Here is a 23,871-nt window from a genome sequence, read left to right on the forward strand (position 1 = left end):
AGCCCTGAAACTGCTGCGCGCCATAGCGCTCGATCCCTCCGACACCTTCGTGTTCGACGCGGCGGCAGAGCCCGGCGAATGGGTCGTCTCCGGCGCGTTCCGCTTCTGCGACCAGGATCCGGCGACTTTGAGCGGCAAGGCGCGCGCGACGTTCCGCAGCGGCCTCCTTGGGGTGCAATCCTGGGGCTGGTCGACACTGGCGCAGATCGTGCCGGCAACGGAAAGCGACTGCCGGGCGCTGATCGAGCTCCTCGCCGGGCAACTCATCGATCGTTTCAGCGCGCCGGATCCCGCAACCGCGCGGACGGCCGCCGAAGAGGAGGTCGTCTTTGTGCAGTCGCTCTGCACGCATCCGATCAGTTCGCTCATTGCCGTCCACCGCTCGGTGAGCGACGGCGAAATCCGCGAGTCGTTCCGCAGGCTGCAGCTGCGGCAGGGACAGGGGCACGGCAAGGCGTTCTCGTTCATGGAAGCCGAGGATGACGTCGAACCTGACAGCAATGTCAGGCTTGCCGAGATGGGCCGGGAGCCGCAGAATCGATGAATGATTTCTGGATCGCATGCGGCCATCATCTGCTCGACCGCGAGGCGGGCGGCGGGCTTTGCGTCACCGACGAGTTCCTGAAGGCCTATTTCGTCCGGCCCGAGCTGATTCCGCCGGACGACGCATGCCCGGTCGAGCGGCGCCTGCACCGCGAGTTGTTTGTTGCTCCCCGCCGGGCGGTCAGTGTGGATGAAATCGCAGCGATCGTTGACGCGGATGCCCGGGAGAACTGGCGGCTCGTGCTTGCCGTTCGCGATCTCCTGGTGAGACATCGGACCCTGGAAGCCGCCTATCTTGCAGCCGTCCGGTCGGGGACGAACGGTTTGCCGCCGCTGTTCGTCAATCAACTCGTGCATGTCATCCTGCGCAATGCGCTGGATGGCTGCGATGACCCGTTCGTGCTGCGCGCGGCCGAGCTGTTCTTCCGCCAGCAGCGCATCCTGCCGCAAGAAGGGGCCCTACTGCTCGGCGACGAGGAGGTCGTCGGTGGGCGGAGCCCGACCCCGGTGCTCTCGCTGATGTCGATGCTCGGGGCCGTGACCGATGCAGAGCTGGACGTCCTGGGCGAGGGCAATGTCGACGACTACTGGCACCGAAGCGACCATTTCGACATGGCTTTCGATCTCACCGCGGGCGGCCGCGGGCCATGGGCGTTGGCGCGGGCGATGACGCGCTGGATCTCCCATCTGCTCGGGATTGATGTCGGTATCGAGCCGCTGCGCGAACTGCGTGATGCGCGGCTCACCTGGTATGTTGGGCTCGACGCCGATGCGACCAGGCTCGGCGACCGCCTCTGGCATGGCGAACAACTCGACGACCGCAGCGCCGGCCGTGTGCTTGCATTGTTCAGCCTGACGTTTGCAGACACGAGTGCAGTCGCGGACGAGATGCAGGGCGAGCCGGTCTATCTCATTCTGTCGATGAACTCCGATCAGCAACTCCGGATGAAGCCGCAGAATTTGCTGACGGGGCTGCCGATCAAGCACCTGGAGATGGTGACGTGAGCCCGGCCGCGCTGCCGCTTGTGTGCATCCCCGTCGGCATCGTGGTCGAGCGGTACAAGGCGGACTCGCCGTGGACTGACTTTGTCTGGCGCGCGGTCGCCGTGCTGCCGGACGAGCCGGACACAAAGCCCTGGACGGTTCTGCGCGAAGAGAGCGGCAGAACGCTGTTCTATGCCGGCAGTGCTACGGTCGATCTCTACAGTTCCGAGACGGCGCGCTATCGCGACAATCTCGCTTCGGGTAGCCCGAGCATCTGGACCGTGTTGTCGCCTGCGGAGGGCGCTTGGCCCTATTCGGTGGCTGCCGCCACCGTCGATCCTGCGGAAGGCGAGGCGTTCACGGAGTCCGGCGCGAACCTGGTCGAGGCCGTTCCCATGCCGGAAGCGCTGCGTGAGCAGATTGAAAGAGTCGTTGCCGAGCACCACGTCGAACGGGAATTCTTCAAACGCAAGCGGCGGCAGGCCGATCCGGAAGCGCTGGCGAGCCGGCAGCAAAAAGGCGGACACGAATGAGTGAGGATAAGTTCCTGGCGCGCTGGTCCCGTCGCAAGCAGGAAGCAAAGGCGAACGCTCGGCAACCCGATCCGGCTATGCCCGACGACATGCAGTCGGCACCACCGCCTGCCGTGAAAAACGACGAAGCAGAGTTTGACCTTTCGAGCCTGCCTTCGATCGACGCGATCACGTCCGTAACGGACATCAGGCAATTCCTGCGCACGGGGATTCCGCAGGAGCTGACACGTGCGGCGCTTCGTCGCGCCTGGAGTGCCGATCCCGCCATTCGCGACTTCATCGGGCTTGCGGAAAACGCCTGGGACTTCAACGATCCGACCGCAATGCCGGGCTTTGGCCCACTGGATTGCTCGGAAGCAGAACTGGCCGCGTTCGTGGACAGAATCTTCGGCGGCCTCAGCAAGGCAGCCGAGACGCTGCCTGAGACTCCGGTTGAAGTCACGGATTCTTCGCCGGAATTGCAGCAGGTCGAGAGATCGAGTGTTGAGATCGTCGCCGAGCAAGCCCGGCCTTCACCTGTTCCTGCTGCATCGCAACTAACGGTGGCTGAAAGCACTGGAGGCGAACAGCCGTCGAGTCCTCGCCGCACCCATGGCGGAGCGCTGCCTCGCTAGGCTCCGACGAACGGCTATAGCCTCAGACTATGGGGAGGCGATTGACCCTCAGTTGGGCCGGGACTACGCTTGGTCTAGCGCTTTGTAGCGAAAGCAAAATCAGCACCCGGGACTTGGATGGAGGTCCACGTGCGTGATGATGGCCTTGAGCGAGCCATATGCGCCGCTGGCGGCGTTGCAGGACTCGCGCGCAAAATTGGCATCAGCCAACCCTCCGTTTCGAACTGGAGCAAGGTGCCAGCACAACGGGTGATGGCGGTCGAAGCGGCCACCGGCGTATCGCGCCAGGACTTGCGGCCCGATCTGTACAGCGAGCCGCTTGTGTCCGAAGAGCTGATTGAACCCGTCGATGCGGCGCGTGCGCGAGAATATCTGCTGCTCGCGACGCTCTTGTCCGCGGCACCGTCTAGAAGGCTGCTCGATCAACTGGCCGCATTGAACGGTGATGCGACGCCGCTCGGGTGCGCGCATGCCGGGCTGGCCGCAGCCGCCGCCAATGCAGTCGCAGCCAAGGTCGAGCGCGAACATTTCGATCTGTTCGTCGGTCTCGGCCGCGGCGAGCTGTTGCCTTATGCCTCCTACTACCTGACGGGATTCCTCAACGAGCGGCCGCTGTCGCGCCTGCGCGCCGATCTCGCCGCGTCCGGAATCGAGCGCGCCGCGAATAATTCGGAGCCGGAAGATCACGCCGCCATCCTGTGCGAGATCATGGCGGGCTTCGCGGGAGGGCGCTTCCCGGCGTCGTTCGAGGAGCAGCGCGCGTTCTTTGACAAGCATGTCGGGTCCTGGATAGGGCAGCTGTTCGCCGACATCGAGCGCGCTGAGAGCGCCATCTTCTATCGTGCGGTCGGCGCGCTCGGCCGCGCCTTTATCGAGATCGAGAGGGAAGCATTCACGTTCGCCAACTGACCTGCACCGGCAGGTCCAGGAGAGATGCGATGAGTGAAGACGAGAAAACCACAGTCGGGCGTCGCGATTTCCTGCGCAAGGTCGGCGTCGGCACGGTCGGCGCCGGCGCGACGCTCGCGGCACCGCTGGTCGGGTCCGCGCAGGCTGATAGCGAGACCAGCGATGAGAAGCGCAAGGCGCGCTACAAGGAAACCGATCACATCAAGGCCTTCTATCGCGTCAATCGTTATCCGGCCAAGGGAGGTTGACCGTGCTGATCAAGCGAACAAACGAGCGTTCCTTGCGCCATGGTTCCGTTGCCGTGTCCCTTGCGGGGCAGGCCGGCGGTCTCGACCGCCGCAGCTTCTTGCGCAAATCCGGTCTTGCTGGCGGCGCGCTCGCCGCGCTCGGCACGCTGCCGGTCGGCGGCGTGCGCAAGGCGGAAGCGGCGATGGCCGGTCCGCTCGCCGCAGGCGCGACCGTCCGCAAGAGCGTCTGCACGCATTGCTCGGTTGGGTGCACGGTGACGGCTGAGGTCCTGAACGGGGTATGGATCGGCCAGGAGCCGAGCTGGGATTCCCCGATCAATCGCGGATCGCATTGCGCCAAGGGTGCCTCCGTGCGCGAGCTCGTGCACAGCGAGCGGCGACTGCGCTATCCGATGAAGTTGGTAGACGGGCGATGGACCCGCGTGTCCTGGGACACCGCGATCAACGAGATCGGCGACAAACTTCAAGCTGTACGTGAGAAGTCGGGCCCCGATTCCGTCTATTGGCTCGGCTCGGCCAAGATGACGAACGAAGGCGCCTACCTGTTCCGCAAGCTCGGCGCATTCTGGGGAACCAACAATACCGATCACCAGGCTCGCATCTGCCATTCGACCACCGTCACCGGCGTCGCCAATACCTGGGGCTACGGCGCGATGACCAACAGCTACAATGATATCCGTAATGCGAAGACGCAGGTCATCCTGGGCGGCAATCCGGCAGAGGCGCATCCGGTCTCGCTTCAGCACCTGCTTGAGGGAAAGGAACTGCAAAAGGCCAACTTCGTCGTCATCGACCCGCGCCTGACGCGCACGGCCGCGCACGCGACGGAATATGTGCGGATGCGGCCGGGCACCGACATCCCGGTGCTCTACGGCATGATGTGGCACATCCTCCAGAACGGCTGGGAAGACAAGGAATTCATCCGGCAGCGCGTCTACGGGTTCGACGATCTCCGCAAGGAAGTGGAGAAGTGGACTCCGGACGAAGTCGAGCGTGTCACCGGCATTCCCGGCGAGCAGCTCAAGCGCGTCGCCAAGATGTTTGCCACCGAGAAGCCGGCCACGCTGATCTGGGCCATGGGCCAGACCCAGAAGACCGTGGGCACCGCCAATGTGCGCGCCAGTTGCATCCTGCTGCTGATGACCGGAAATGTCGGCGGAGCGGGCATGGGAGCCAACATTTTCCGTGGCCACGATAACGTCCAGGGCGCGACCGACGTCGGGCTCGATATCGTCACGCTGCCGTTCTACTACGGCCTCGCCGAGGGCGCTTGGAAGCACTGGTCGCGGGTTTGGGAGGTCGATTATGACTTCCTGAAGTCTCGCTTCGACTCCAAGCAGATCATGGAAGCCCCCGGCATTCCGCTGACCCGCTGGTTCGAGGCGGTGACGCTGCCGAAGGATCAGATCGCGCAGAAGGACAGTGTGAAGGCGGTATTCGTGCAGGGACACGCCTCCAACAGCATCACCCGTATCCCTGAATCTCTTAATGGCCTGAAGGCGCTCGAGCTGCTCGTCATCGCCGATCCGCATCCGACGACCTGGGCCTCGCTCGCAGTCGAGGCGGGACGCAAGGATGGAGTCTACATTCTTCCGGTTGCCACGCAATTCGAGTGCAAGGGCTCGCGCGTCGCCTCCAACCGCTCGCTGCAATGGGGCGAGCAGATCGTGAAGCCGATCTTCGAGTCGAAGGATGATCTCGAGATCATCTACCTCTTGGCGAAGAAGTTCGGCTTCGCCGACCAAATGTTCAAGAAGATCAAGGTCGAGAACAATCTTCCTGAAGCAGAAGATGTACTGCGCGAGATGAACCGCGGCAGCTGGTCGACCGGCTATTGCGGGCAATCGCCCGAGCGCCTCAAGGCGCACATGAAGAACCAAGCCAAGTTCGACATGCTGACCATGCGGGCACCCAGGGACGATCCCGAGGTCGGGGGCGATTATTACGGCCTGCCCTGGCCGTGCTGGGGATCACCGGAGGTCAAGCATCCCGGCACGCCGCTGCTCTACAATACCAATCTGCATGTAATGGATGGCGGCGGCACGTTCCGGCCGCGGTTTGGCATCGAGCGCGAGGAGAAGCTGCCGGACGGCACGACGCGTAAGGTCAGCCTGCTCGCGGATGGCTCGTACTCGCTAGGGTCGGCCATCCAGGACGGCTACCCGGAATTCACGCTCGCCAGCCTGAAGAAGCTCGGCTGGGATACCGAGCTCACCGAAGCGGAAATGGCCGTGATCAACAAGGTCAACCCCGCAACTCCGGACGCGGTGTCGTGGTCGCTCGACCTGTCGGGCGGCATCCAGCGCGTCGCGCTGGCGCACGGCTGCGTCCCCTACGGCAACGGCAAGGCGCGCATGAATGCATTCGGCTTGCCCGATCCGATCCCGGTCCACCGCGAGCCGATTTACACGCCGCGCGTCGATCTCGTTGCCAAATATCCGACGCTGCCCGATGCCAAGCAGTTCCGGGTGCCGAATATTGGCTTCTCCGTGCAGAAGGCTGCAGTGGAGAAGGGAATTGCGAAACAGTTCCCACTCATCCTGTCGTCCGGCCGCCTGGTCGAATATGAGGGCGGCGGCGAGGAGACCCGGACCAACCCGTGGCTCGCCGAATTGCAGCAGGACATGTTCATCGAGATCAATCCTACCGACGCCGCCGACCGCGGCGTCAAGGATGGTGCCTGGGTCTGGGTCACCGGTGCCGAGAACAATTCACGGGCAAGGATGAAGGCACTCGTCACCGAGCGGGTGGGCAAGGGGGTCGCCTGGATGCCCTTCCACTTCGGTGGCTGGCTTGCGGGCAAGGATCTCCGCGGCAACTACCCGAAGGGCACCGACCCGATCGTGCTCGGTGAAAGCGCCAACACGATCACCACCTACGGATACGATCCCGCGACGAACATGCAGGAGACCAAGGTCACTCTCTGCCAGATCGCGGCGGCATAGGGAGCAACGACGATGGCACGTATGAAGTTTCTCTGCGACGCCGACCGTTGCATCGAGTGCAACGCCTGCGTCACGGCCTGCAAGAACGAGCACGAGGTCCCCTGGGGTATCAACCGCCGCCGGGTCGTCACCATCGCCGATGGTAAGCCGGGCGAACGATCGGTCTCGATGGCTTGCATGCACTGCACGGATGCGCCGTGCGCTGCAGTGTGCCCGGTGAACTGTTTCTATACCACCGCCGATGGCGTAGTCCTGCACTCCAAGGATCTCTGCATCGGCTGCGGCTACTGCTTCTACGCCTGTCCGTTTGGCGCGCCGCAATATCCGAAGGTTGGTAATTTCGGCTCGCGCGGCAAGATGGACAAATGCACCTATTGCGCCGGCGGCCCCGAGGCCGATGGCAGCAAGGAGGAATACGAAAAATACGGTGCGAACCGCCTGGCCGAGGGCAAGCTGCCGCTGTGTGCCGAGATGTGTTCGACCAAGTCGCTGCTCGCCGGCGACGGCGAGATCATCGCCCAGATCTACAAGGAGCGCGTGCTGAAGCGTGGCTATGGCTCAGGCGCGTGGGGCTGGAAGACCGCCTATCGCGAAACAATCGAGTCCTGAAGGCGCCACGCGCCGTGGCACAAATGCCGGGAGGAGCAGATGTCCTCATTTGCAAGGTTCATTCGACCAGCCATCGGCGCGTGGGCGTTGCTTCTGTTGGTCATGGCAGTTCCGGCGCCGTCAGCGGCCCAGCAGGTCAACCCGACGGCGAGCTCGGTCAACGAGCGCCAATTGCTGCAGGAGATGGACCGGATCCAGGGGCGCGTCAGCATTCCCGACCAGCGCTCCAGCGTGCTGATGCAACCGGCTGGCCGCGAGTGGCGCGAATTCCGCAACGTCGCGCTGCGGTGGATCGGCGGCGTTGCCATGCTCGGCATGCTGGCGGTGCTGGTGATCTTCTATCTGACGCGCGGCATGGTCCGTCTCGAAAGCGGACGATCGGGCCGCACCATCGTGCGATTCAACACATTTGAGCGTTTCGTGCACTGGATGACTGCGACCTGCTTCATCATCCTGGCGATCTCGGGATTGAACGTCACGTTCGGTCGGCCGCTGCTGCTTCCGCTGATTGGGTTTGACGCCTTCTCGGAATGGTCGCAATGGGCGAAATTCGCGCACAACTACCTGAGCTTTCCCTTCACGATCGGCGTCGTGCTGATCTTTCTGATGTGGATCGGCGGCAATATCCCGAGCAAGGTGGATGTGGAGTGGATCAAGCGCGGAGGCGGCCTGATCGGTCACGATCATCCGCCGGCTCGCCGCTTCAATGCGGGTCAAAAGGGGATCTACTGGATCGTCGTGATCGGCGGTGGCCTCGTCGCTGCGACCGGGTATCTGCTCATGTTCCCGTTCTACCTGACGGGAATCGAGGGCATGCAGATTGCCCAGATCGTTCACTCCGTCGTGGCCGTGCTGTTTATCGCCGCGATGCTCGCTCACATCTACATCGGCACGATCGGGATGGAAGGTGCCTTCGAGGCGATGGGATCAGGCGAGGTCGATGTCAACTGGGCGCGCGAGCACCATAGCCTGTGGCTCGACCAGGAGTTGGCACGGAGCGATCCGAACGATTCTCGGCCGCAGCCTCGCCATGCTACGTCCGCAGCCGAATAGAGCTGACGGAGCGTTGCCTAAAGACGTACGCCCGTCGTCGCAAAGGCCTCAGCGACGGGTTCCTGTACGCTATTGAGCGCGGCAGCTCCAACCACTGCGATGACGATCGTCGCAATACAGGCAAGGATGAAAGCCTTCATCGCGATCCCTCCTTGCAGGCGTTATACAGCACGTTTGACCGCGAATAAACGCTGCGCTTAAGCAGACCAATGCGGGCCGTAAGTCGAGCGCTTACTCCAACCGTTGCTCACGGGTCGATGCCATTCATCCAGAGCAATCATGCTCGCGACCATCACCTGGACCTGGTGATCGCCCTTGCTCCGTCGGCGCGCCGGCTTGTCCGCAACAGCGATCAGCTCGTGACGAGAAAATTGCAATCGGCCGAGCGGACGACCAGCAAACTGCGCTTGCAATGTTTAGTAAATGGTGCATTACTAAACAAATCGAGCCTGCCGGATCTATAGAATCCGGGCGGCGCGAGGAAACGCCAGTTTAGTTGTTCAGCTCGTCATGGACTGTGTCGCTCTGCTCGAAGCACTCGAGCGGGTAGGAAAGCCGCGCCATGTCGATGGCCGGCCCACTCGGAGGGAACGTGCAATGAAACGAACGATGAAGACGCTTGTAGTGGCATGCGGGGCTGTTGGCGCCGCGTTCGGCGTCGGAGCGGGCACCACGCCCGCGCAGGCGCAAGGCAAGACTATCACGCTGTGCTGGGCCGCATGGGATCCCGCCAACGCGCTGGTCGAATTGTCGAAGGACTTCACCGCCAAATCGGGTATCGGCATGAAGTTCGAATTCGTGCCGTGGACCAATTACGCCGATCGCTTCCTGAACGAACTCAATTCGCACGGCTCGCTGTGCGACCTCATCATCGGCGATTCACAATGGATCGGCGGCGCCGCGGAGAACGGCCAGTACGTCAAGCTCAACGATTTCTTCAAGAAGGAAGGAATCAGCATGGACGACTACATGCCGGCCACGGTGGTCGGCTATTCCGAGTGGCCGAAGAACACACCGAACTACTGGGCGCTGCCGGCGATGGGCGATGCGGTGGGCTGGACCTATCGCAAGGACTGGTTCGCGCGGCCGGACGTGCAGAAGGACTTCAAGGCCAAGTACGGCCGCGAGATCGGCGTGCCGAAGACGCTCGATGAGCTCAAGGAGATCGCGCAATTCTTCCAGGGCCGCGAGATCGACGGCAAGAAGGTCTACGGCGCCTCGATCTATACCGAGCGCGGCTCGGAAGGCATCACCATGGGCGTCTCGAACTACCTCTACGACTACGGCTTCAAATACGACGATCCGAAGAAGCCCTATGCGATGGATGGGTTCGTGAACTCGGCCAGCGCGGTGAAGGGGCTCGAGGCCTACAAGGAGCTCTACAAGTGCTGCACGCCGCCCGGCGCCTCCAACTCCTACATGTCGGAAGGGCTTGATGCCTTCAAGTCCGGCCAGGTCGCGCTGCAGATGAATTTCTTCGCGTTTTTCCCAGGCCTCTACAAGGATCCGAATGTCGGCGGCGACAAGATCGGTTTCTTCGTCAACCCGGCCGGTCCCGCCGCGCAAGCGACGCAGCTCGGCGGACAGGGCATCTCGGTGGTCTCCTACTCCAAGAACCAGGCCGAGGCGCTGCAATACATCAAGTGGTTCTCCGGCGGCGACGTCCAGAAGAAGTGGTGGGCGCTCGGCGGCTATTCCTGCGCCAAGTCCGTGCTGAACGACCCGAGCTTCCCGAACAGCGCGCCCTTCGCCAAGGAGTTCCTGCAGTCGATGGGAATGGTCGTCGACTTCTGGGCCGAGCCCTCCTACGCCCAGCTGCTCCAAGCCGAGCAGAAGCGCGTGCATGACTATGTGGTGGCCGACAAGGGCACCGCGCAGGAAGCGCTCGACGGTCTGGTGAAGGACTGGAAGGCGATCTTCAAGGAAGAAGGCAAGAAGTTCTGATGCAAGCTGCCCGGAGCGCGTGCGCTCGCGCTCCGGGTTTCCTTCGAGATGACCGGAATTCGTCGCAGTGTCGACGCCGGGTGCCAGGATCGGTTCACGCAATGAACGAATTGAGTGCCTCTTCGCGGATCACCTATCGGGCCGTCATGGTCCGGCCAGGCGTGGCGCGCCGCATCCGGGGCCTGTCGGACAGGACGCTTGCCTGGCTCTTCATCACGCCGACGATCGTGCTGCTGCTGGCGATCAACATCTTCCCGCTGCTCTGGACGATCTATCTGTCGTTCACGAACTACCGCGCGAACAGGGCCAACGTGCCGACGATCTGGCTGGGCGCTGACTGGTACCAGTCGATCCTGACCGATCCTGACATCTGGGCGGCGATGCAGGTGACCGCGCATTTCGTGATCTGGACGGTGGTAATCGAGACCGTCCTCGGATTCGGCCTGGCCTACCTCATCGACAAGAAATTCCGCGGCCATGGCATCTGGACCACGATCATCCTGCTGCCGATGATGCTCTCGCCGGCCGTCGTTGGCAATTTCTGGACCTTCCTGTACCAGCCCCAGATCGGCCTGTTCAATTACGTCGTCGCCTTCTTCACCGGCCGCGCAGCCTCGTCCTTCCAGATGCTGGGCGACGTCACGCTGAGCCCCTGGGCCATCGTCATCGTCGATGCGTGGATGTGGACGCCGTATGTGATGCTGATTTGTCTCGCCGGCCTGCGTTCGATCCCCGATTACATCTACGAAGCGGCCGAGGTCGACCGTGCGTCGAAATGGCGGCAGTTCTGGTCGATCACGCTGCCGATGGCGCTGCCGTTCATCATGCTGGCCGTGCTCTTCCGCGGCATCGAGAATTTCAAGATGTTCGACATGGTCAATCTGCTCACCGGCGGCGGGCCGGGATCGACCACGGAAGTCGCCTCGATCACGCTCAAGCGGGCGGCGTTCGAGAGCTGGCGCACCGGCTATTCCTCGGCCTTCGCGATCATCCTGTTCGTGACGGTCTTGGGACTCGCCAACATCTATGTGAAGGCGCTGAACAAGGTGAAAAGCCGATGACATCAGCCACCACAGCCCATTCAGTCGTCGAGCCGTCGGCCACGACGCGGCGCTTTGCCGGCTCGCTCGTCGTGCTCTACGCGATCATCACCATGATCCCGCTGGTCTGGATCATGCTCACCGCATTCAAGTCGCCTGACGATGCGATCTCCTATCCGCCGAAGGTGATGTTCAAGCCGTCGCTCGAAGGCTTCTGCAACCTGTTCACGACCCGCTCGCGCCAGACGCCGGAATTCATCCGTTCGCTGGGGCCGCCGCAAGGGCTGTGCGATGACATCGCGCGCAGCCGCAACATGGTGGTCGCCGGCCCCTCGAACTATGTGCCGCGCTTCGTCAATTCGTTGATCATTGCGTTCGGTTCGACCGTGCTCGCCGTTGCTCTGGGTACCCTCTCGGCCTACGGCTTCTCCCGGTTTCGCGTGCCGCTGAAAGATGACCTGCTGTTCTTCATCCTGTCGACCCGGATGATGCCGCCGATCGCGGTCGCGATCCCGATCTATCTGATGTACCGCACCATCGGCTTGTCGGACACCCGGCTCGGGATGATCCTGCTCTACACCTCGGTCAATGTCTCGCTGGCGGTCTGGCTGCTCAAGGGATTCATCGACGAAATCCCGCGTGAGTACGAAGAGGCCGCGATGATCGACGGATACACCCGCTTCCAGGCGTTCGTGAAGGTGGTGCTGCCGCAGGCCACCACGGGAATCGCGGCAACCGCAATCTTCTGCCTGATCTTCGCCTGGAACGAATACGCCTTCGCGGTGCTTCTCACCTCGGGTAACGCACAGACGGCGCCGCCGTTCATTCCGATCATCATCGGCGAGGGTGGGCAAGATTGGCCCGCAGTGGCCGCCGGCACGACGCTGTTTCTGGTGCCGATCGTGGTGTTCACGGTCTTGCTTCGCAAGCATCTGCTGCGCGGCATCACTTTTGGAGCTGTCCGCAAATGAGCATCGACGCCACTCCATCCATTGCGCGTCGCGGTCTTGCGGACCGCCTTCTGCGCCGCGGCCCGCTCGAAGCCATCGCGACGACGATCATCGCCGCCGGCGTCGTGATGTTGATGCAGCCTTTGTCTCTGACACTGTACTCCTGGTCGTTTGCGACGACCCTGTTCGGCACGGTGATGTTCACCATCGTGTCCAAGGTCCGGGAGTAGCGCGCGATGGCACAGATCAAGGTCGAGGTGCTCGACAAATCCTTCGGTGCGTTTCATGCGGTCAGGTCCGCCAGCTTCACGGTGGAGGACGGCCAGTTCCTTTGCTTGCTCGGACCGTCCGGCTGCGGCAAGACCACGACGCTCCGCATGATCGCCGGCCTAGAGCTGCCGACGGCGGGCACGATCCGGCTCGATGGCGAGGACGTGACGATGAACCGCGCATCGGCGCGCGACATCGCCTTCGTGTTCCAGCTCTTCGCGCTCTATCCGCACATGAATGTCCGGCGCAACATCGGCTTTCCCCTGAAATGCGAGGGCGTCGGCGCGGCCGAGCGTGATCGACGGGTCGTCGAGGCTGCGCGCATCCTGCGGATCTCGCACCTTCTCGACCGCTCCGTCTCCGGCCTTGCCGGCGGCGACCGGCAGCGTGTTGCGCTGGGCCGGGCGATCGTGCGCAAGCCAAAGTGTTTCCTGATGGACGAGCCGCTCGGCGCGCTCGATACCGAGATGCGGGACGCCATGATTCATGAATTGCGGGCCCTGCATGACCGGCTGGGCGCGACGACTGTCTATGTCACCCATGACCAGCTCGAGGCCATGGCGATGGCCGACAGGATCGCTGTGATGAACAACGGCGTCGTCGAGCAGGTGGCGAGCCCGCGCGACATCTATGACCGGCCGGCTTCGCTGTTCGTCGCCGACTTCATCGGCTCGCCGCCCATGAATTTCCTGCCGTTCCGTGGCGGCCTGCAGACCGGTGCAGACGCGATCCGGCTCGGCGAGCGTGACGTCGCAATTCCTGCGGCGCGGGAGGCCATGGCGGAAAGCGAGCTCGTGCTCGGGGTACGGCCCGAGCATGTGCGTTTTACCGATCGTGGCATGGTGCGCGGCGAGGTCTATGGCACTGAATATCTGGGCACGACGCAGATCGTGACCGTGACGACGCACTACGGCGCGCTCAAGGCCCGCTCACCCAGCAGCAAATCGTTTCGGACCGGCGAGACTGTCGGGCTCGATTTCCGGCCCGATACGCTGTCGATCTTCGACAAGGCATCCGGCCGGGCGATCCGCACCGCGCTGCATGAAGGAGGCGCGCATGGCTGAGGTCGAGATCAATGCCGTCTCCAAGGCCTTCGGCAAGACTCAAGCCTTGAGTGATCTATCGCTGACCGTTGGCGACGGTGAGTTCGTGGCATTGCTCGGGCCGACCGGTGCCGGCAAGACCACCGCATTGCGATTGATCGCTGGATTGGAGCAGCCGGATTCTGGCTCGATCCGCATCGACGGGCGCAGCGTGACCGGCGATGCGCCGGCGGACCGCGATGTTGCCTTCGTCTTCCAGCAATATTCGCTGTATCCGCACCTCACCGTGTTCGAGAACATGGCGTTCGCGTTGCGTGCGCCGACCCGCCGCGTGCCCGAAGCCGATATCCGCGCGAAGGTGCAGGAGGTGGCGCGCCTGCTTCATATCGAGACGAAGCTGGACAACAAGGCGACGCAGCTGTCGGGCGGCCAGATGCAGCGCGTCGCGATCGGCCGGGCGCTGGTCCGTTCGCCCTCCATCTATCTGATGGACGAGCCGCTCTCCTCGCTGGATGCCAAGCTTCGCGGCGAGCTGCGCCTCGAGCTCAAGCGGATCCAGGTCGATCTCGGCGCGACGATCCTCTATGTCACCCACGATCAGACCGAGGCGATGACCATGGCCTCGCGCATCGGCGTGATCGAAGGCGGGCGGCTGATGCAGATCGGCACGCCGCGGGAAATCTACGAGAACCCGATCAACGCGCATGTCGCAGCAAGGCTGGGCCAGCCGACGATCAATCTGCTGCCGGCGGCGCTGTTCGCGGGGGCGCCCGTCGGCGTCGAGACGATTGGCGCGCGGACCGAGCACCTGACGATTGCGCGCGGCGGCGGCGACATATCGGCAACCGTCAAGCGGGTCGAGCATCTCGGCGACCAGAGCCACCTTCATCTCGATCTCGCGGGTCGACCGGTCGTGACCCTGGCGGATCCCGAGGCGGGTTTTGGCGCCGGAGACGTCGTGTCGCTGCGTTTGAATAAACCGCTATTTTTCGATGCGAAGGGCTGGAGGGTAGCGGCATGAGCCTTGATCGGGTAGCCAGGGAAAGATTGGTTCGAGCGCTGGCGGCGTCGGTGATCGAGCATGCGGACGAGTTGACGAGCCTCGACCAGGCGATTGGCGATGGGGATCACGGGCTGAACATGAAACGCGGTTTCGAGGCGGTGCTCGCCGCATTGCCGGGCCTTGCTGACAAGTCGCTCCCCGAAATGCTGAAGGCGATCGGAATGACATTGGTGATGAAGGTCGGCGGTGCGTCGGGGCCGTTGGTCGGAACTTTCTTCATGGAATTGGGCAAGGCCCTTCCGGAGCAGCCGAGCCGGACCGATCTGGTCGCGGCGACGGAGAAGGCAATCGAGGCCGTCAAGGCGCGCGGCCGTTCGGAGGCAGGACAGAAGACGCTGCTCGATGTCCTGGTGCCGGTGCACGCGGTTCTCGCGGGAGGCGGTGATGCCAAGGCAATCGCGGCCGAGGCTGTGCAAGCGGCCGATCGCACCACGCCCATGCAGGCCATCCGTGGCCGCGCATCGTTCCTTGGCGAACGTTCCATCGGTCATATGGACCCGGGCTCGCGCTCGGCGTCGCTTCTGATCGGCGCAGCAGTTGAGACACTCGAGCTCGAGGTCAATACATGAGCAACGTCGGAATTGTCATCGTGTCGCATTCGCCGAAGATCGCGGAAGGCGCGGCCGATATGGTGCGCCAGATGGTCGGGGACGCAGTGCCGCTCGCCTGGACCGGTGGCGATGTCGATGGTGGCCTAGGTACGAATGTTGCGGGAATCCTCGAGGCGATCGAGACGGCCTGGTCACCGGCGGGTGTAGCGATCCTCGTCGATCTCGGCGGTGCCGAAACCAATTCGGAGATGGCGGTCGAGATGCTCCCGGAAGACCGGCGCGCGCGCGTGCTGGTCTGTAATGCCCCAGTGGTCGAGGGGGCCGTGATCGCTGCGACCGAATCTTCGGGCGGCTCATCGCTTGCCGCCGTCAAGCGCAGTGCGGAGGAATTCTATGCATGATGCCAACGCCAACCGGGCGGCCCAGACGTTTGTGCCGCTGACCGCTTCGGCGGTCCTCGTCAATCCGGTCGGCCTGCACGCGCGGCCGTCGGTGAAGCTCACGCAATGCGCGAAAGGGTTTGTCGCCAAGATCGAAGTTGCGCTTGCAGCCGAGGGGCCCTGGACCGACGCCAAGAGTCCGGTGAAGGTGATGCGTGTGAAAGCGCCGCAAGGCGCAACGCTGCATTTCCGCATTGCCGGCCCTGATGGCGAGGCGGCGCTCGCGGCCATGCTGGCGCTGGTGCATGACGGTTTCGGCGAGGCGTAGAATCGTGGGCGAGATTCACCTCACCGGCCATCCCGCCTCGCCAGGCCTCGCCATCGGCCCGGTCGCCGTGTTGACGAGTGCAGTGGCGAGCAGGGTGACGAAAGGTGATCCCGCGCAGGAGGCCGCAGCGCTGAAGGCAGCGATCGAGGGGGCAGCAGCCGAGCTTGCCGAACTGATCGCGAAGGTTCATGGCGAGGCCGCGGAGATCCTGGAATTCCAGGTCGCGATGCTCGGTGACGATGCGCTCGCGGAGGGGGCTTACGAGGCTGTTGCGGGCGGTACGGCTGCCGATGAGGCCTGGCGCGCAGCACTCGATGCGGAGATCGCCGGCTATCGCGCGGCGGATGAGGAGTATTTCCGCGCCCGTGCCGCCGATCTCGTCGACATTCGCGATCGCGTGCTCGCAGGGCTGAACGGCGCAAACACGATCGCAAAAATCTCCGGAGATTCCATCGTCACGGGTGACGATATTTCGCCGTCGACGTTCCTCGCTGTGGACTGGACCCGCGGCGGTGCCATTGCGCTCGCTAGCGGATCGCCATCGTCGCATGTCGCGATGCTCGCGCGATCGCGCGGCGCCCCCATGGTGGTTGGACTAGGTCCATTACCGTGGAACGGACAGCCGCCGTCATTGGCTCTGGTCGACGGCGATGCCGGCCGCGTGATCTTTGATCCCAAGCCGGAAACGCGCCGCCTGTTCGAGCAGCGCATGGGTGAGGCGCGTGCCGCACAGATCGCTGCCGACGCGGGCCGCCTCAAGCCGGCGCTGACGGCCGATGGAAGGCGCATCGCCGTCCTTCTCAATGTTGCCGCACCCGAAGATCTTGCGGGTCTCGATCCCGCAATCTGCGACGGCATCGGCCTCGTGCGCACCGAGTTTCTGTTTGAAGGATCGAGGGGCCTGCCCGGCGAGGACGTGCAATACGCCGTCTACCGCCGCATCCTCGAGTGGGCCGCAGGACGGCCGGTGACGATCCGCACCCTCGATGCTGGCGGCGACAAGCCAATCCCCGGCGTGACGGTCGATGGCGAGCGCAATCCATTCCTGGGCCTGCGCGGGATCCGGCTCTCGCTGGCGCGGCCGGAGGTGTTTCGCGTGCAGTTGCGGGCGCTGTGCCGGGCGGCCGTGCATGGGACGCTGAAGGTGATGCTGCCGATGGTCGCTATCCCTTCGGAGCTCGACCGGGCTAATGCCATGATGGACGTCGAATTTGCGGCCCTCAGCGCAGAGGGCATCGCTTGTGCCCGGCCGCCGCTCGGCATCATGGTCGAGGTCCCATCCGCAGCGTTATGCGCAGAGGACTTCGGCGCGGCGTTCTATTCCATCGGGTCGAACGATCTGACCCAATACACAATGGCTGCGGCACGCGATATCGGCGCTGTCGCCGACCTCAACGATGCCGGCCATCCGGCGGTGCTCGCGCTGATCGCGCGAACGGTCGAGGCCGGGCGCAAGCGGGGTGTCGAGGTCTCGCTCTGCGGCGATGCCGCGGCGGACACGCGTTTGACGAAGGCGCTGCTGGCGACCGGCTTGACGACTCTGTCGGTCTCGCCGATTGCGGTGGCGCGGCTCAAGGCCGCCATTGCCAGGGTGACCGCATGAGTGACGACGCAGGCGAAGACACAAGTCGGCCGGGCGACAGCAATGTCGCGGATTACAAGCTCATTTTGCGACGGGCGCTCGACAACCGGCCGTCCGGGACGCGGCTGAAGCTCGCGGCGGCGCTCGGCAAGAATCGGTCATTCGTCAGCCAGATCACCAATCCGGCCTATCTGGTGCCGATCCCGGCCAAGCATGTCCCGATTATCTTCGAGGTCTGCCATCTGGCAGGTGCGGAGCGTGCCGCTTTCCTCGAAGCCTATGGGCGCGCGCATCCGGGGCGGCTGCGCGGCGCCCACCGCGAGGCGCGCACGCGTGTTGTGACCGTGACGGTGCCAGATCTCGGCGACGACAAGAAAAATCGCGCGCTCGAGCAGCTCATCGTCGACTTCGCTGCCCAGCTCGCGCGCTACGCCGAAAGCATCGGTTGACCAATTCGAAACGCAAAAAAGATCACGGGGAGGACGCCATGAAAAAGCTGATCAACAGCGCCGACACGGTGCTCGAAGAGAGTCTCGACGGATTGGCGGCTGCGCATGCCGATATCCTGTTGCTCGGTGCCGACAGGAAGTTCGTGCGCCGCCGCAACCTGAAGCCTGGCAAGGTCGCGCTGATCTCGGGCGGCGGCTCCGGCCATGAACCGCTTCATGCCGGCTTTGTCGGCCACGGCATGCTCGATGCCGCCTGTCCGGGCCAGGTCTTCACCTCACCGACGCCGGATCAGATGATCGAGGCGGCGGAGGCCGTCGACACCGGGGTTGGCGTGCTCTTCATCGTCAAGAATTACGAAGGCGACGTGATGAATTTCACCATGGCCGCCGAGATGGCCGGACGCGATGTCGAGAGCGTAGTGACCAATGACGACGTCGCGGTCGAGAAATCGACTTACACGACCGGTCGCCGCGGCGTCGCAGGCACGCTCATCGTGGAAAAGATCGTCGGCGCCGCTGCCGAGAAGGGAATGCCGCTCGCCGCTCTCAAGGCGCTTGGCGATGATATCAACCGGCGTACCCGCTCGATGGGCGTAGCGCTGCTGCCGTGCACCGTTCCGGCGGCGGGTCGGCCGAACTTCACCCTGGGTGACGACGAAATGGAAATGGGTGTCGGCATTCATGGCGAGCCGGGACGCCGCAGGGTGCCGCTGGGCTCTGCCGATGCGATTGCTGCCGAGATGCTCAACGCGATTTTGGGCGATCTCGCGCCGAGCAAGGGCAGTGAAGTGCTTCTTCTGATCAACGGGTTTGGCGCGACGCCGCTGATCGAGCTCTATCTGATGGCCAACAGCGCCAAGCGCATTCTGGACGGAGCGGGGATCACGGCCACGCGTTTCCTGACTGGTTCCTACGTGACGTCGCTCGACATGGCTGGTGCTTCGATCACCGTCTCCGTGCTGGACAGCCAGTCAAGGGAATTGTGGGATGCGCCGGTGCATACCGCCGCGCTACGCTGGGGTATCTGATGGACGGGAACGAAGAATCAACCATGAACGACAAAGCGATACTCCCGAGGGGGCAGATGTTCGGGACTTTCGCTCTCGGCATGGGCGAGACGTTGGTTACGTGATCGAGAAGATCGAGCTGGATGTCGCACTTCAGGCGCTGTCCGCGACCGACATGCGTCGACGGCTTCGCAAGCCTTAGAATCCTGTCAGCTTGAAGAGCGGCCTCCGGTGCACGAATTCATTAGGCCACGTTCTTGTGTCGTATGTGCGCTGCCGCACATGAGGCAGCGCGGGCTTGTCAATTCGTCGGCCCGTCGCCGCGGATCGCGAACGTGGTCGCCTTCAGCTTGGTCATGCCGAACTTGTCGAACAGCTTGTCGTAGGTGCCGTCGGCGCGGATCGCGGTGAGGGCATCAGCGACGGCCTGGGCGAGCTGCTTGTCGCGGAAGGCGAAGGTGATGTCGGTGCCGGCGATGTCGCGGACCCAGATCTTGGCGATGCCCTTCTGCTCGAGCGAGTTGGCGGTCTCGTTGATGTTGAGCGCGGCCTCGAGCTGCCCGGCGCGCAGCGCCGCGGAGGTGGCGGTGACGGTGGTGAAGGTGCGCAGCTCGATCGGCTTGAGGCCCTTGGCCTCCATTGCCGTGCTGAACTCACGCGCCTTGCGCTCGGTGTAGGTCGCCGATTCCACGCCGACGACGCGGCCGGCGAGATCCTCGAATTTCTCGAGCTTCAGGCTGGAGGAGGGATCGGTGTAGATGCTGATCGCCTGCTGCGCGTAAGGCACGAGGTAGAGCATCTAGGAGCGCTCCTCGGTCCAGAACAGGCCGGTGTTGATGGCATCGAACCGCCCCGAGCGCAGCGCCGGGATCATCGGCGGGAAGTCCATGCGCAGGAACACCGCCTCGATGCAGATGCGTTTGGCGATCTCGCGGGCGAGCTCGACATTGAGGCCCTGCAGCTCGCCCTTGTCGTCGACGAATTGCTGCGGTGGCAGCGTCGGGTTGATCGACATCTGCCATTTCGGCGCCTCGATCAGGCTCGACGCCGGTACCTTCGGCGTGCAGGTCTGAGCGCCGGCGGCCTGCGTCAGGCCGGCCAGAAGGACGAGGGCGGAGAAGGTTTTGGGAAGTCGCATCTGAATACTCCGATCAAATCGTGGGTGGCAGAGGAGCCGTTCTCCGGTCCGCGTCTTCTTCAATGTCTCGTCATGTGGGCGCCGTCGCGTCGGCTTGCCGGGTCAGGATCAGCGAGATGTGGCGCGCCGCGGTTACCACCTCGTCGCGCTGGTTGAGGAGGTCGAGCGTCTCGACGACGATGCCGCGCTCCGGATTTTTGGTCGGCCGCTTCTCGACGAAGCGGAAGCGGACGCGTAAGGTGTCGCCGGCGACGATGGGGCCCTTGAACTTCACCTCGTCCCAGCCGAGCGAGGCGACCGAGGTCCCCTCATACAGCTTCAGCTCAGACTTCAGTCCCTCCATCAGCGAGAGGCCAAACAGCCCGTGGCCGATCACGGCGGGAAAGCCGCGGGAGCGCGCGTAGCCTCTGTCGATGTGAAGCGGATGATGGTCGCGCGTGACGTCGGCGAAGGTCGCGATGTCTGCCTCCGTCACCGTATGCGCAGCGGTCTCGAACTCGGCGCCGAGCGCGATGTCCTCGTAGCGGAGATTGATGGGAGCGCTCGTGTCCATGCTGATTCCTCAGGCGACTTTCCGTGGCCGCGCCGGCAGCGCCTTGAAGCTCTGCGCGATTCCCATCGGGCCGGACCGGAAAATGCGCGGGTCCATGTCCTTCAAATGCGGGCTGATGCGCGGCTTGAAACCCATATGGGCGAGGATGTCCTCCTCGAGGCGGACGCCCGGCGCGATCTCGGTCAGGGTCACGAAGCCGTTCTCGAGCTCGAACACGGCGCGCTCGGTGACGTAGCTGACGTGCTGGCCACGCTGCGCGGCGAGCGAGGCGCTGAAGCTGATCTGGCCCACTTGTGAAACGAATTTGCGAAAGGCACCGTCGCGCCGGATCGCGAGGCGGCCGTTCTCGACGCCGATATCGAACTTGCCGCCGGTCATGGTGCCGCTGAAGATCAGCCGCTTGGCGTTCTGGGTGATGTCGATGAAGCCGCCGGAGCCGTCCCGGCGCTCGCCGAAGCGGGTGACGTTGACGTTGCCGGTCTCGTCCACCTCCGCGAAGGAGAGAAAGGCGCAGGAGAGGCCGCCGCCATCGTAGAAGTCGAACTGATAGGCTTGGTCGAGAATGACGCGCGGGTTGATCGCGGTACCGAATTCGCGCGCATGCCCGGGTACGCCACCGACCACGCCGGATTCGACCGTCAGCGTGATCAGGTCGGAGATGCCTTCCTCGGCCGCGACATTGGGGATCATCGCGGAGATGCCGACGCCGAGATTGACGACGTCGCGCGGCCGCAATTCGAAGGCGGCGCGGCGGGCGATCACCCGGCGTTCGGTGAGCGGATCGGGCGTGATCAGTACCTCAGGGACGCGCGCCTCGCCGCAGCGCGCCGGATCATAGGCGGTGCCGTAGGTCTGCATCTGCTCGGGCTCGAGCACGACGTGGTCGATCAGGAAGCCCGGGATCTTCACCATCTGCGGATGGATCGAGCCGCGCTTCACGATGCGCTTGACCTGACAGATCACGGTGCCGCCGGCATTGTGCACGGCCTGGGCAATCGAGAGATCCTCGCGCGTCGTGCCCTCGTGCTCCATGCTGATATAGCCGTCTTCATCGGCCGACGTGCCGCGGATGATGGCGACGTCGGGTGGGGCAGGGACGCGGTAGAGCAGCCATGACTGGCCGTGCAGCTCGAGCAGGTCGACGAGCGGCGCGGTGGTGCGCTTGTTCATGCGCCCGCCATCCTGGCGCGGGTCCATGTAGGTGTTGAGGCCGACATGCGTGAGCACGCCGGGATGCTTGGCAGCCATGGCGCGGCAGAGTTGGCTCATCACACCTTGCGGGAAATTGTAGGCGTCGATCAGCTCGTCTCGGACGAGGCGCATGAACGGCACCTGAAGCCCGAAATTGCCGCCGATCACGCGCGCGATCAGGCCTTCATGGGCGAGATGGCAGAGCCCCTTCTCGGTCACTGCGCCGACGCCGGTGATGTTGATCAGCGTCAGATCGTGCGGGCCCTGGCCGCCGAGGAATCGTTGCTCCAGCGCGTCGAGGATGGCTTCGGCAGCGCCCGTGCCGCCATTGCCGCCGACAATCAGCGTGTCAGCGTCGCCGATGAGAGCGGCGGCCTCCGCCGCTGTGATGATGCTCAGCATGACGGCGCTTCCCGCATCACGCGGCCTCCTTCTCGACCTGGCGGGCGATGATCAGCCGCTGGATCTGGTTGGTGCCCTCGTAGATCTGGGCGAGGCGGACGTCGCGGAAGATGCGCTCGATGCGGTATTCGCGCGAATAGCCGTTGCCGCCGTGGATCTGCAGCGCGTTGGAGACGTGCTTCATCGCCATGTCGGTGGTGAATAGCTTTGCCTGCGCCGCCTCCTTGGCGATCGGCTCGCCGGCATCGTGCAGGCGCGCGGCGTGATGGATCAGCAGGCGCGCAGCCGCAATGTCGGTCGACATGTCCGCGAGCATGAACTGCACCGCCTGGAAGCCGATGATGGCCTGGCCGAACTGCTTGCGGTCCTTTGCGTAAGTCGTGGCGTCCTCGAAAGCGGCCTGCGCCATACCGAGCGCCATCGAGGCCATCATCAGCCGGCTGAAGTTGAAATTGCTCATGGCCATCTTGAAGGCCTGGTTCTCCGGTCCCATCACGCTGTCGGCGGGAAGTCGCACGTCGGAGAAGGTGATCTGGCAGTCGTCGAGGCCGTGCATGCCGAGCAACTCCTCGTTCTTGCCGCGAGCGATGCCGGTCAGGGCACCGTCGACGAGGAGACAGGAGATGGAGCGGTGGCCCGCTTCCGGGCCGGTGCGCGCGAACACCATGATACGGTCGGCGACGCCGCCGAGCGTTACCCAGGCTTTCGTGCCGTTGAGCCGCCAGCCATTGCCCTCGCGCACGGCGTTGGTGCGGATACCCGCGACGTCGGAGCCGTGGTCGGGCTCGGAGACGGCGGTGGCCGGAATGATGTCGCCGCTCAGGATTTTGGGGATCAGCGCCTTGTGCGCTTCGGTGCCGTGATGATCGAAGAACAGCACGGCCTCGACAGGGATCGCGAAGGCGTTGGCGACCGCGCCGGAACAGCGCGCCAGCTCCTCCATCGCGATGCAGGCCGCGACGGCATCGAGGCCTGCGCCACCGGCGCCTTCGCGCAGGCAGATGCCGAACAGGCCGAGATCGGCCATGCCCTTGTAGAGCGAGCGGTCGAACCGGTCCTCGCGATCGATCGCAGCGGCACGCGGCAGGATCTCGGCTTCCGCGAAGCGGCGGGCGGTCTCGCGCAGGGCTTTCTGGTCTTGGCTGTAGAAGCGGTCCATGGCGTGCTCCCGTCAGTCGCTGGCGAGCTTGGAATCGTGGGCAACTTCGCTGCGGTCACGGTCGAGGAAATAAACCGCGACATCGTCGCCCGGCACGCCATAGGCGCTGCACACGCCCCGGGTCAGTGCGATGGCGGCGGCGCGGCGTTCGGCCTCGCTGCGGCGGAAGGCGTGGACCTTGAGCAGGATGCGCTGGCCGGTGGCCTGAGCGCCGAACGTGCCGGCGTGGGCGTAGTCGTCGGGCGCAATCGGCAGGAAGTAGAGCGTGACAGTATCAGCGGTGACGCCGAACGCCGACATCAGGCCGTCAGTTACGGTCCGCGCCAGCGCGGCCTTGCGCTGGGATGGAACTTGCGGGGCGAGCACTTCGACATAGGGCATCG

Annotated in this window: 28 protein-coding genes; 21 read left to right on the forward strand and 7 right to left on the reverse strand. The window is 64.0% G+C overall.

Features of this window, described 5'->3' with window-relative positions; translation table 11 throughout:
* Positions 1 to 4: 4 nt before the first annotated feature.
* The 9 genes from WN72_RS18890 to WN72_RS18930 all read left to right on the forward strand — a co-directional run bounded on the left by WN72_RS18890 (position 5) and on the right by WN72_RS18930 (position 8,438).
* Positions 5 to 544 (forward strand): DUF6505 family protein, encoded by a 540-nt coding sequence (locus WN72_RS18890; protein WP_092218671.1) that lies wholly within the window; start codon positions 5 to 7, stop codon positions 542 to 544.
* Complete coding sequence (locus WN72_RS18895) at positions 541 to 1,548, forward strand: DUF6352 family protein (RefSeq protein WP_092218638.1); 1,008 nt, start codon at positions 541 to 543, stop codon at positions 1,546 to 1,548. The genes WN72_RS18890 and WN72_RS18895 overlap by 4 nt, the downstream gene beginning before the upstream one ends.
* A complete protein-coding gene (locus WN72_RS18900) occupies positions 1,545 to 2,060 on the forward strand; it encodes a DUF3305 domain-containing protein (RefSeq protein WP_092218636.1) in 516 nt (171 codons plus the stop codon). Before WN72_RS18895 ends, WN72_RS18900 begins: the two co-directional genes overlap by 4 nt.
* Positions 2,057 to 2,674 carry a DUF3306 domain-containing protein gene (locus WN72_RS18905; protein WP_092218634.1) on the forward strand — a complete coding sequence of 206 codons (618 nt, stop codon included), beginning with the start codon at positions 2,057 to 2,059 and terminating at the stop codon, positions 2,672 to 2,674. Before WN72_RS18900 ends, WN72_RS18905 begins: the two co-directional genes overlap by 4 nt.
* A 129-nt stretch (positions 2,675 to 2,803) precedes the next feature.
* On the forward strand, positions 2,804 to 3,583 hold the full coding sequence (locus tag WN72_RS18910; protein WP_092218669.1) for a molecular chaperone TorD family protein: 780 nt from the start codon (positions 2,804 to 2,806) through the stop codon (positions 3,581 to 3,583).
* Positions 3,584 to 3,612: 29 nt separating this feature from the next.
* Entirely contained in the window at positions 3,613 to 3,831 is a 219-nt protein-coding gene (locus WN72_RS18915; protein WP_027557133.1) for a twin-arginine translocation signal domain-containing protein, read from the forward strand.
* A 2-nt stretch (positions 3,832 to 3,833) separates the two neighbouring features.
* Positions 3,834 to 6,776, forward strand: coding sequence for a formate dehydrogenase subunit alpha (locus WN72_RS18920; RefSeq protein WP_092218667.1), 2,943 nt, complete (start codon positions 3,834 to 3,836; stop codon positions 6,774 to 6,776).
* A 12-nt stretch (positions 6,777 to 6,788) separates the two neighbouring features.
* Positions 6,789 to 7,385 carry a formate dehydrogenase FDH3 subunit beta gene (gene fdh3B / locus WN72_RS18925; RefSeq protein WP_011088224.1) on the forward strand — a complete coding sequence of 199 codons (597 nt, stop codon included), beginning with the start codon at positions 6,789 to 6,791 and terminating at the stop codon, positions 7,383 to 7,385.
* Positions 7,386 to 7,424: 39 nt separating this feature from the next.
* A complete protein-coding gene (locus WN72_RS18930; protein WP_092218632.1) occupies positions 7,425 to 8,438 on the forward strand; it encodes a formate dehydrogenase subunit gamma in 1,014 nt (337 codons plus the stop codon).
* A gap of 17 nt (positions 8,439 to 8,455) precedes the next feature.
* Here WN72_RS18930 and WN72_RS47520 read toward each other — a convergent pair whose 3' ends face one another.
* Positions 8,456 to 8,578, reverse strand: a complete 123-nt coding sequence (locus WN72_RS47520; RefSeq protein ID WP_265441005.1) for a hypothetical protein — start codon at positions 8,576 to 8,578, stop codon at positions 8,456 to 8,458.
* 469 nt (positions 8,579 to 9,047) lie between these two features.
* Between WN72_RS47520 and WN72_RS18935 the strand changes: the two genes are divergently transcribed.
* From WN72_RS18935 to dhaK, 12 genes are all read left to right on the forward strand, one after another.
* A complete protein-coding gene (locus WN72_RS18935) occupies positions 9,048 to 10,382 on the forward strand; it encodes an ABC transporter substrate-binding protein (protein WP_084334102.1) in 1,335 nt (444 codons plus the stop codon).
* A 101-nt stretch (positions 10,383 to 10,483) separates the two neighbouring features.
* Positions 10,484 to 11,443, forward strand: coding sequence for a carbohydrate ABC transporter permease (locus WN72_RS18940; protein WP_092218630.1), 960 nt, complete (start codon positions 10,484 to 10,486; stop codon positions 11,441 to 11,443).
* Complete coding sequence (locus WN72_RS18945; protein WP_027557138.1) at positions 11,440 to 12,393, forward strand: carbohydrate ABC transporter permease; 954 nt, start codon at positions 11,440 to 11,442, stop codon at positions 12,391 to 12,393. Before WN72_RS18940 ends, WN72_RS18945 begins: the two co-directional genes overlap by 4 nt.
* Positions 12,390 to 12,602 carry a hypothetical protein gene (locus WN72_RS18950; RefSeq protein ID WP_035729913.1) on the forward strand — a complete coding sequence of 71 codons (213 nt, stop codon included), beginning with the start codon at positions 12,390 to 12,392 and terminating at the stop codon, positions 12,600 to 12,602. The genes WN72_RS18945 and WN72_RS18950 overlap by 4 nt, the downstream gene beginning before the upstream one ends.
* Before the next feature lie 6 nt (positions 12,603 to 12,608).
* Complete coding sequence (locus tag WN72_RS18955; RefSeq protein ID WP_092218625.1) at positions 12,609 to 13,706, forward strand: ABC transporter ATP-binding protein; 1,098 nt, start codon at positions 12,609 to 12,611, stop codon at positions 13,704 to 13,706.
* Positions 13,699 to 14,706 carry an ABC transporter ATP-binding protein gene (locus WN72_RS18960; protein ID WP_027557141.1) on the forward strand — a complete coding sequence of 336 codons (1,008 nt, stop codon included), beginning with the start codon at positions 13,699 to 13,701 and terminating at the stop codon, positions 14,704 to 14,706. The genes WN72_RS18955 and WN72_RS18960 overlap by 8 nt, the downstream gene beginning before the upstream one ends.
* The gene (gene dhaL, locus WN72_RS18965) at positions 14,703 to 15,317 is read left to right on the forward strand and encodes a dihydroxyacetone kinase subunit DhaL (protein ID WP_027557142.1); all 615 of its coding nucleotides are present in this window, start codon (positions 14,703 to 14,705) and stop codon (positions 15,315 to 15,317) included. The genes WN72_RS18960 and dhaL overlap by 4 nt, the downstream gene beginning before the upstream one ends.
* A complete protein-coding gene (gene dhaM / locus WN72_RS18970) occupies positions 15,314 to 15,700 on the forward strand; it encodes a dihydroxyacetone kinase phosphoryl donor subunit DhaM (protein ID WP_027557143.1) in 387 nt (128 codons plus the stop codon). The genes dhaL and dhaM overlap by 4 nt, the downstream gene beginning before the upstream one ends.
* Positions 15,693 to 16,007 (forward strand): HPr family phosphocarrier protein, encoded by a 315-nt coding sequence (locus tag WN72_RS18975; protein WP_092218623.1) that lies wholly within the window; start codon positions 15,693 to 15,695, stop codon positions 16,005 to 16,007. The genes dhaM and WN72_RS18975 overlap by 8 nt, the downstream gene beginning before the upstream one ends.
* Before the next feature lie 4 nt (positions 16,008 to 16,011).
* Entirely contained in the window at positions 16,012 to 17,610 is a 1,599-nt protein-coding gene (gene ptsP, locus WN72_RS18980) for a phosphoenolpyruvate--protein phosphotransferase (protein WP_092218621.1), read from the forward strand.
* Positions 17,607 to 18,038: a hypothetical protein gene (locus tag WN72_RS18985; RefSeq protein ID WP_027557146.1), complete on the forward strand. Its 432-nt coding sequence runs from the start codon at positions 17,607 to 17,609 to the stop codon at positions 18,036 to 18,038. Before ptsP ends, WN72_RS18985 begins: the two co-directional genes overlap by 4 nt.
* 38 nt (positions 18,039 to 18,076) lie before the next feature.
* Positions 18,077 to 19,066: a dihydroxyacetone kinase subunit DhaK gene (gene dhaK / locus WN72_RS18990; protein ID WP_092218665.1), complete on the forward strand. Its 990-nt coding sequence runs from the start codon at positions 18,077 to 18,079 to the stop codon at positions 19,064 to 19,066.
* Positions 19,067 to 19,346: 280 nt separating this feature from the next.
* Here the strand turns inward: dhaK and WN72_RS47865 are convergent, their stop codons facing one another.
* The 6 genes from WN72_RS47865 to WN72_RS19015 all read right to left on the reverse strand — a co-directional run bounded on the left by WN72_RS47865 (position 19,347) and on the right by WN72_RS19015 (position 23,869).
* Positions 19,347 to 19,844 (reverse strand): type 2 periplasmic-binding domain-containing protein, encoded by a 498-nt coding sequence (locus WN72_RS47865; protein WP_430640399.1) that lies wholly within the window; start codon positions 19,842 to 19,844, stop codon positions 19,347 to 19,349.
* The gene (locus WN72_RS47870) at positions 19,845 to 20,183 is read right to left on the reverse strand and encodes a transporter substrate-binding domain-containing protein (RefSeq protein ID WP_430640398.1); all 339 of its coding nucleotides are present in this window, start codon (positions 20,181 to 20,183) and stop codon (positions 19,845 to 19,847) included.
* A gap of 70 nt (positions 20,184 to 20,253) precedes the next feature.
* Positions 20,254 to 20,736, reverse strand: coding sequence for a MaoC family dehydratase (locus WN72_RS19000; RefSeq protein ID WP_092218619.1), 483 nt, complete (start codon positions 20,734 to 20,736; stop codon positions 20,254 to 20,256).
* Between the two features lie 9 nt (positions 20,737 to 20,745).
* Positions 20,746 to 22,329: an acyl CoA:acetate/3-ketoacid CoA transferase gene (locus WN72_RS19005; RefSeq protein ID WP_092218616.1), complete on the reverse strand. Its 1,584-nt coding sequence runs from the start codon at positions 22,327 to 22,329 to the stop codon at positions 20,746 to 20,748.
* Positions 22,330 to 22,345: 16 nt separating this feature from the next.
* Positions 22,346 to 23,488, reverse strand: coding sequence for an acyl-CoA dehydrogenase family protein (locus tag WN72_RS19010; protein WP_092218613.1), 1,143 nt, complete (start codon positions 23,486 to 23,488; stop codon positions 22,346 to 22,348).
* 12 nt (positions 23,489 to 23,500) lie between these two features.
* Positions 23,501 to 23,869: a tautomerase family protein gene (locus WN72_RS19015; protein WP_027557152.1), complete on the reverse strand. Its 369-nt coding sequence runs from the start codon at positions 23,867 to 23,869 to the stop codon at positions 23,501 to 23,503.
* Between the last annotated feature and the right edge of the window lie 2 nt (positions 23,870 to 23,871).

This window comes from Bradyrhizobium arachidis, from assembly GCF_015291705.1.
GTDB lineage: Bacteria > Pseudomonadota > Alphaproteobacteria > Rhizobiales > Xanthobacteraceae > Bradyrhizobium > Bradyrhizobium arachidis.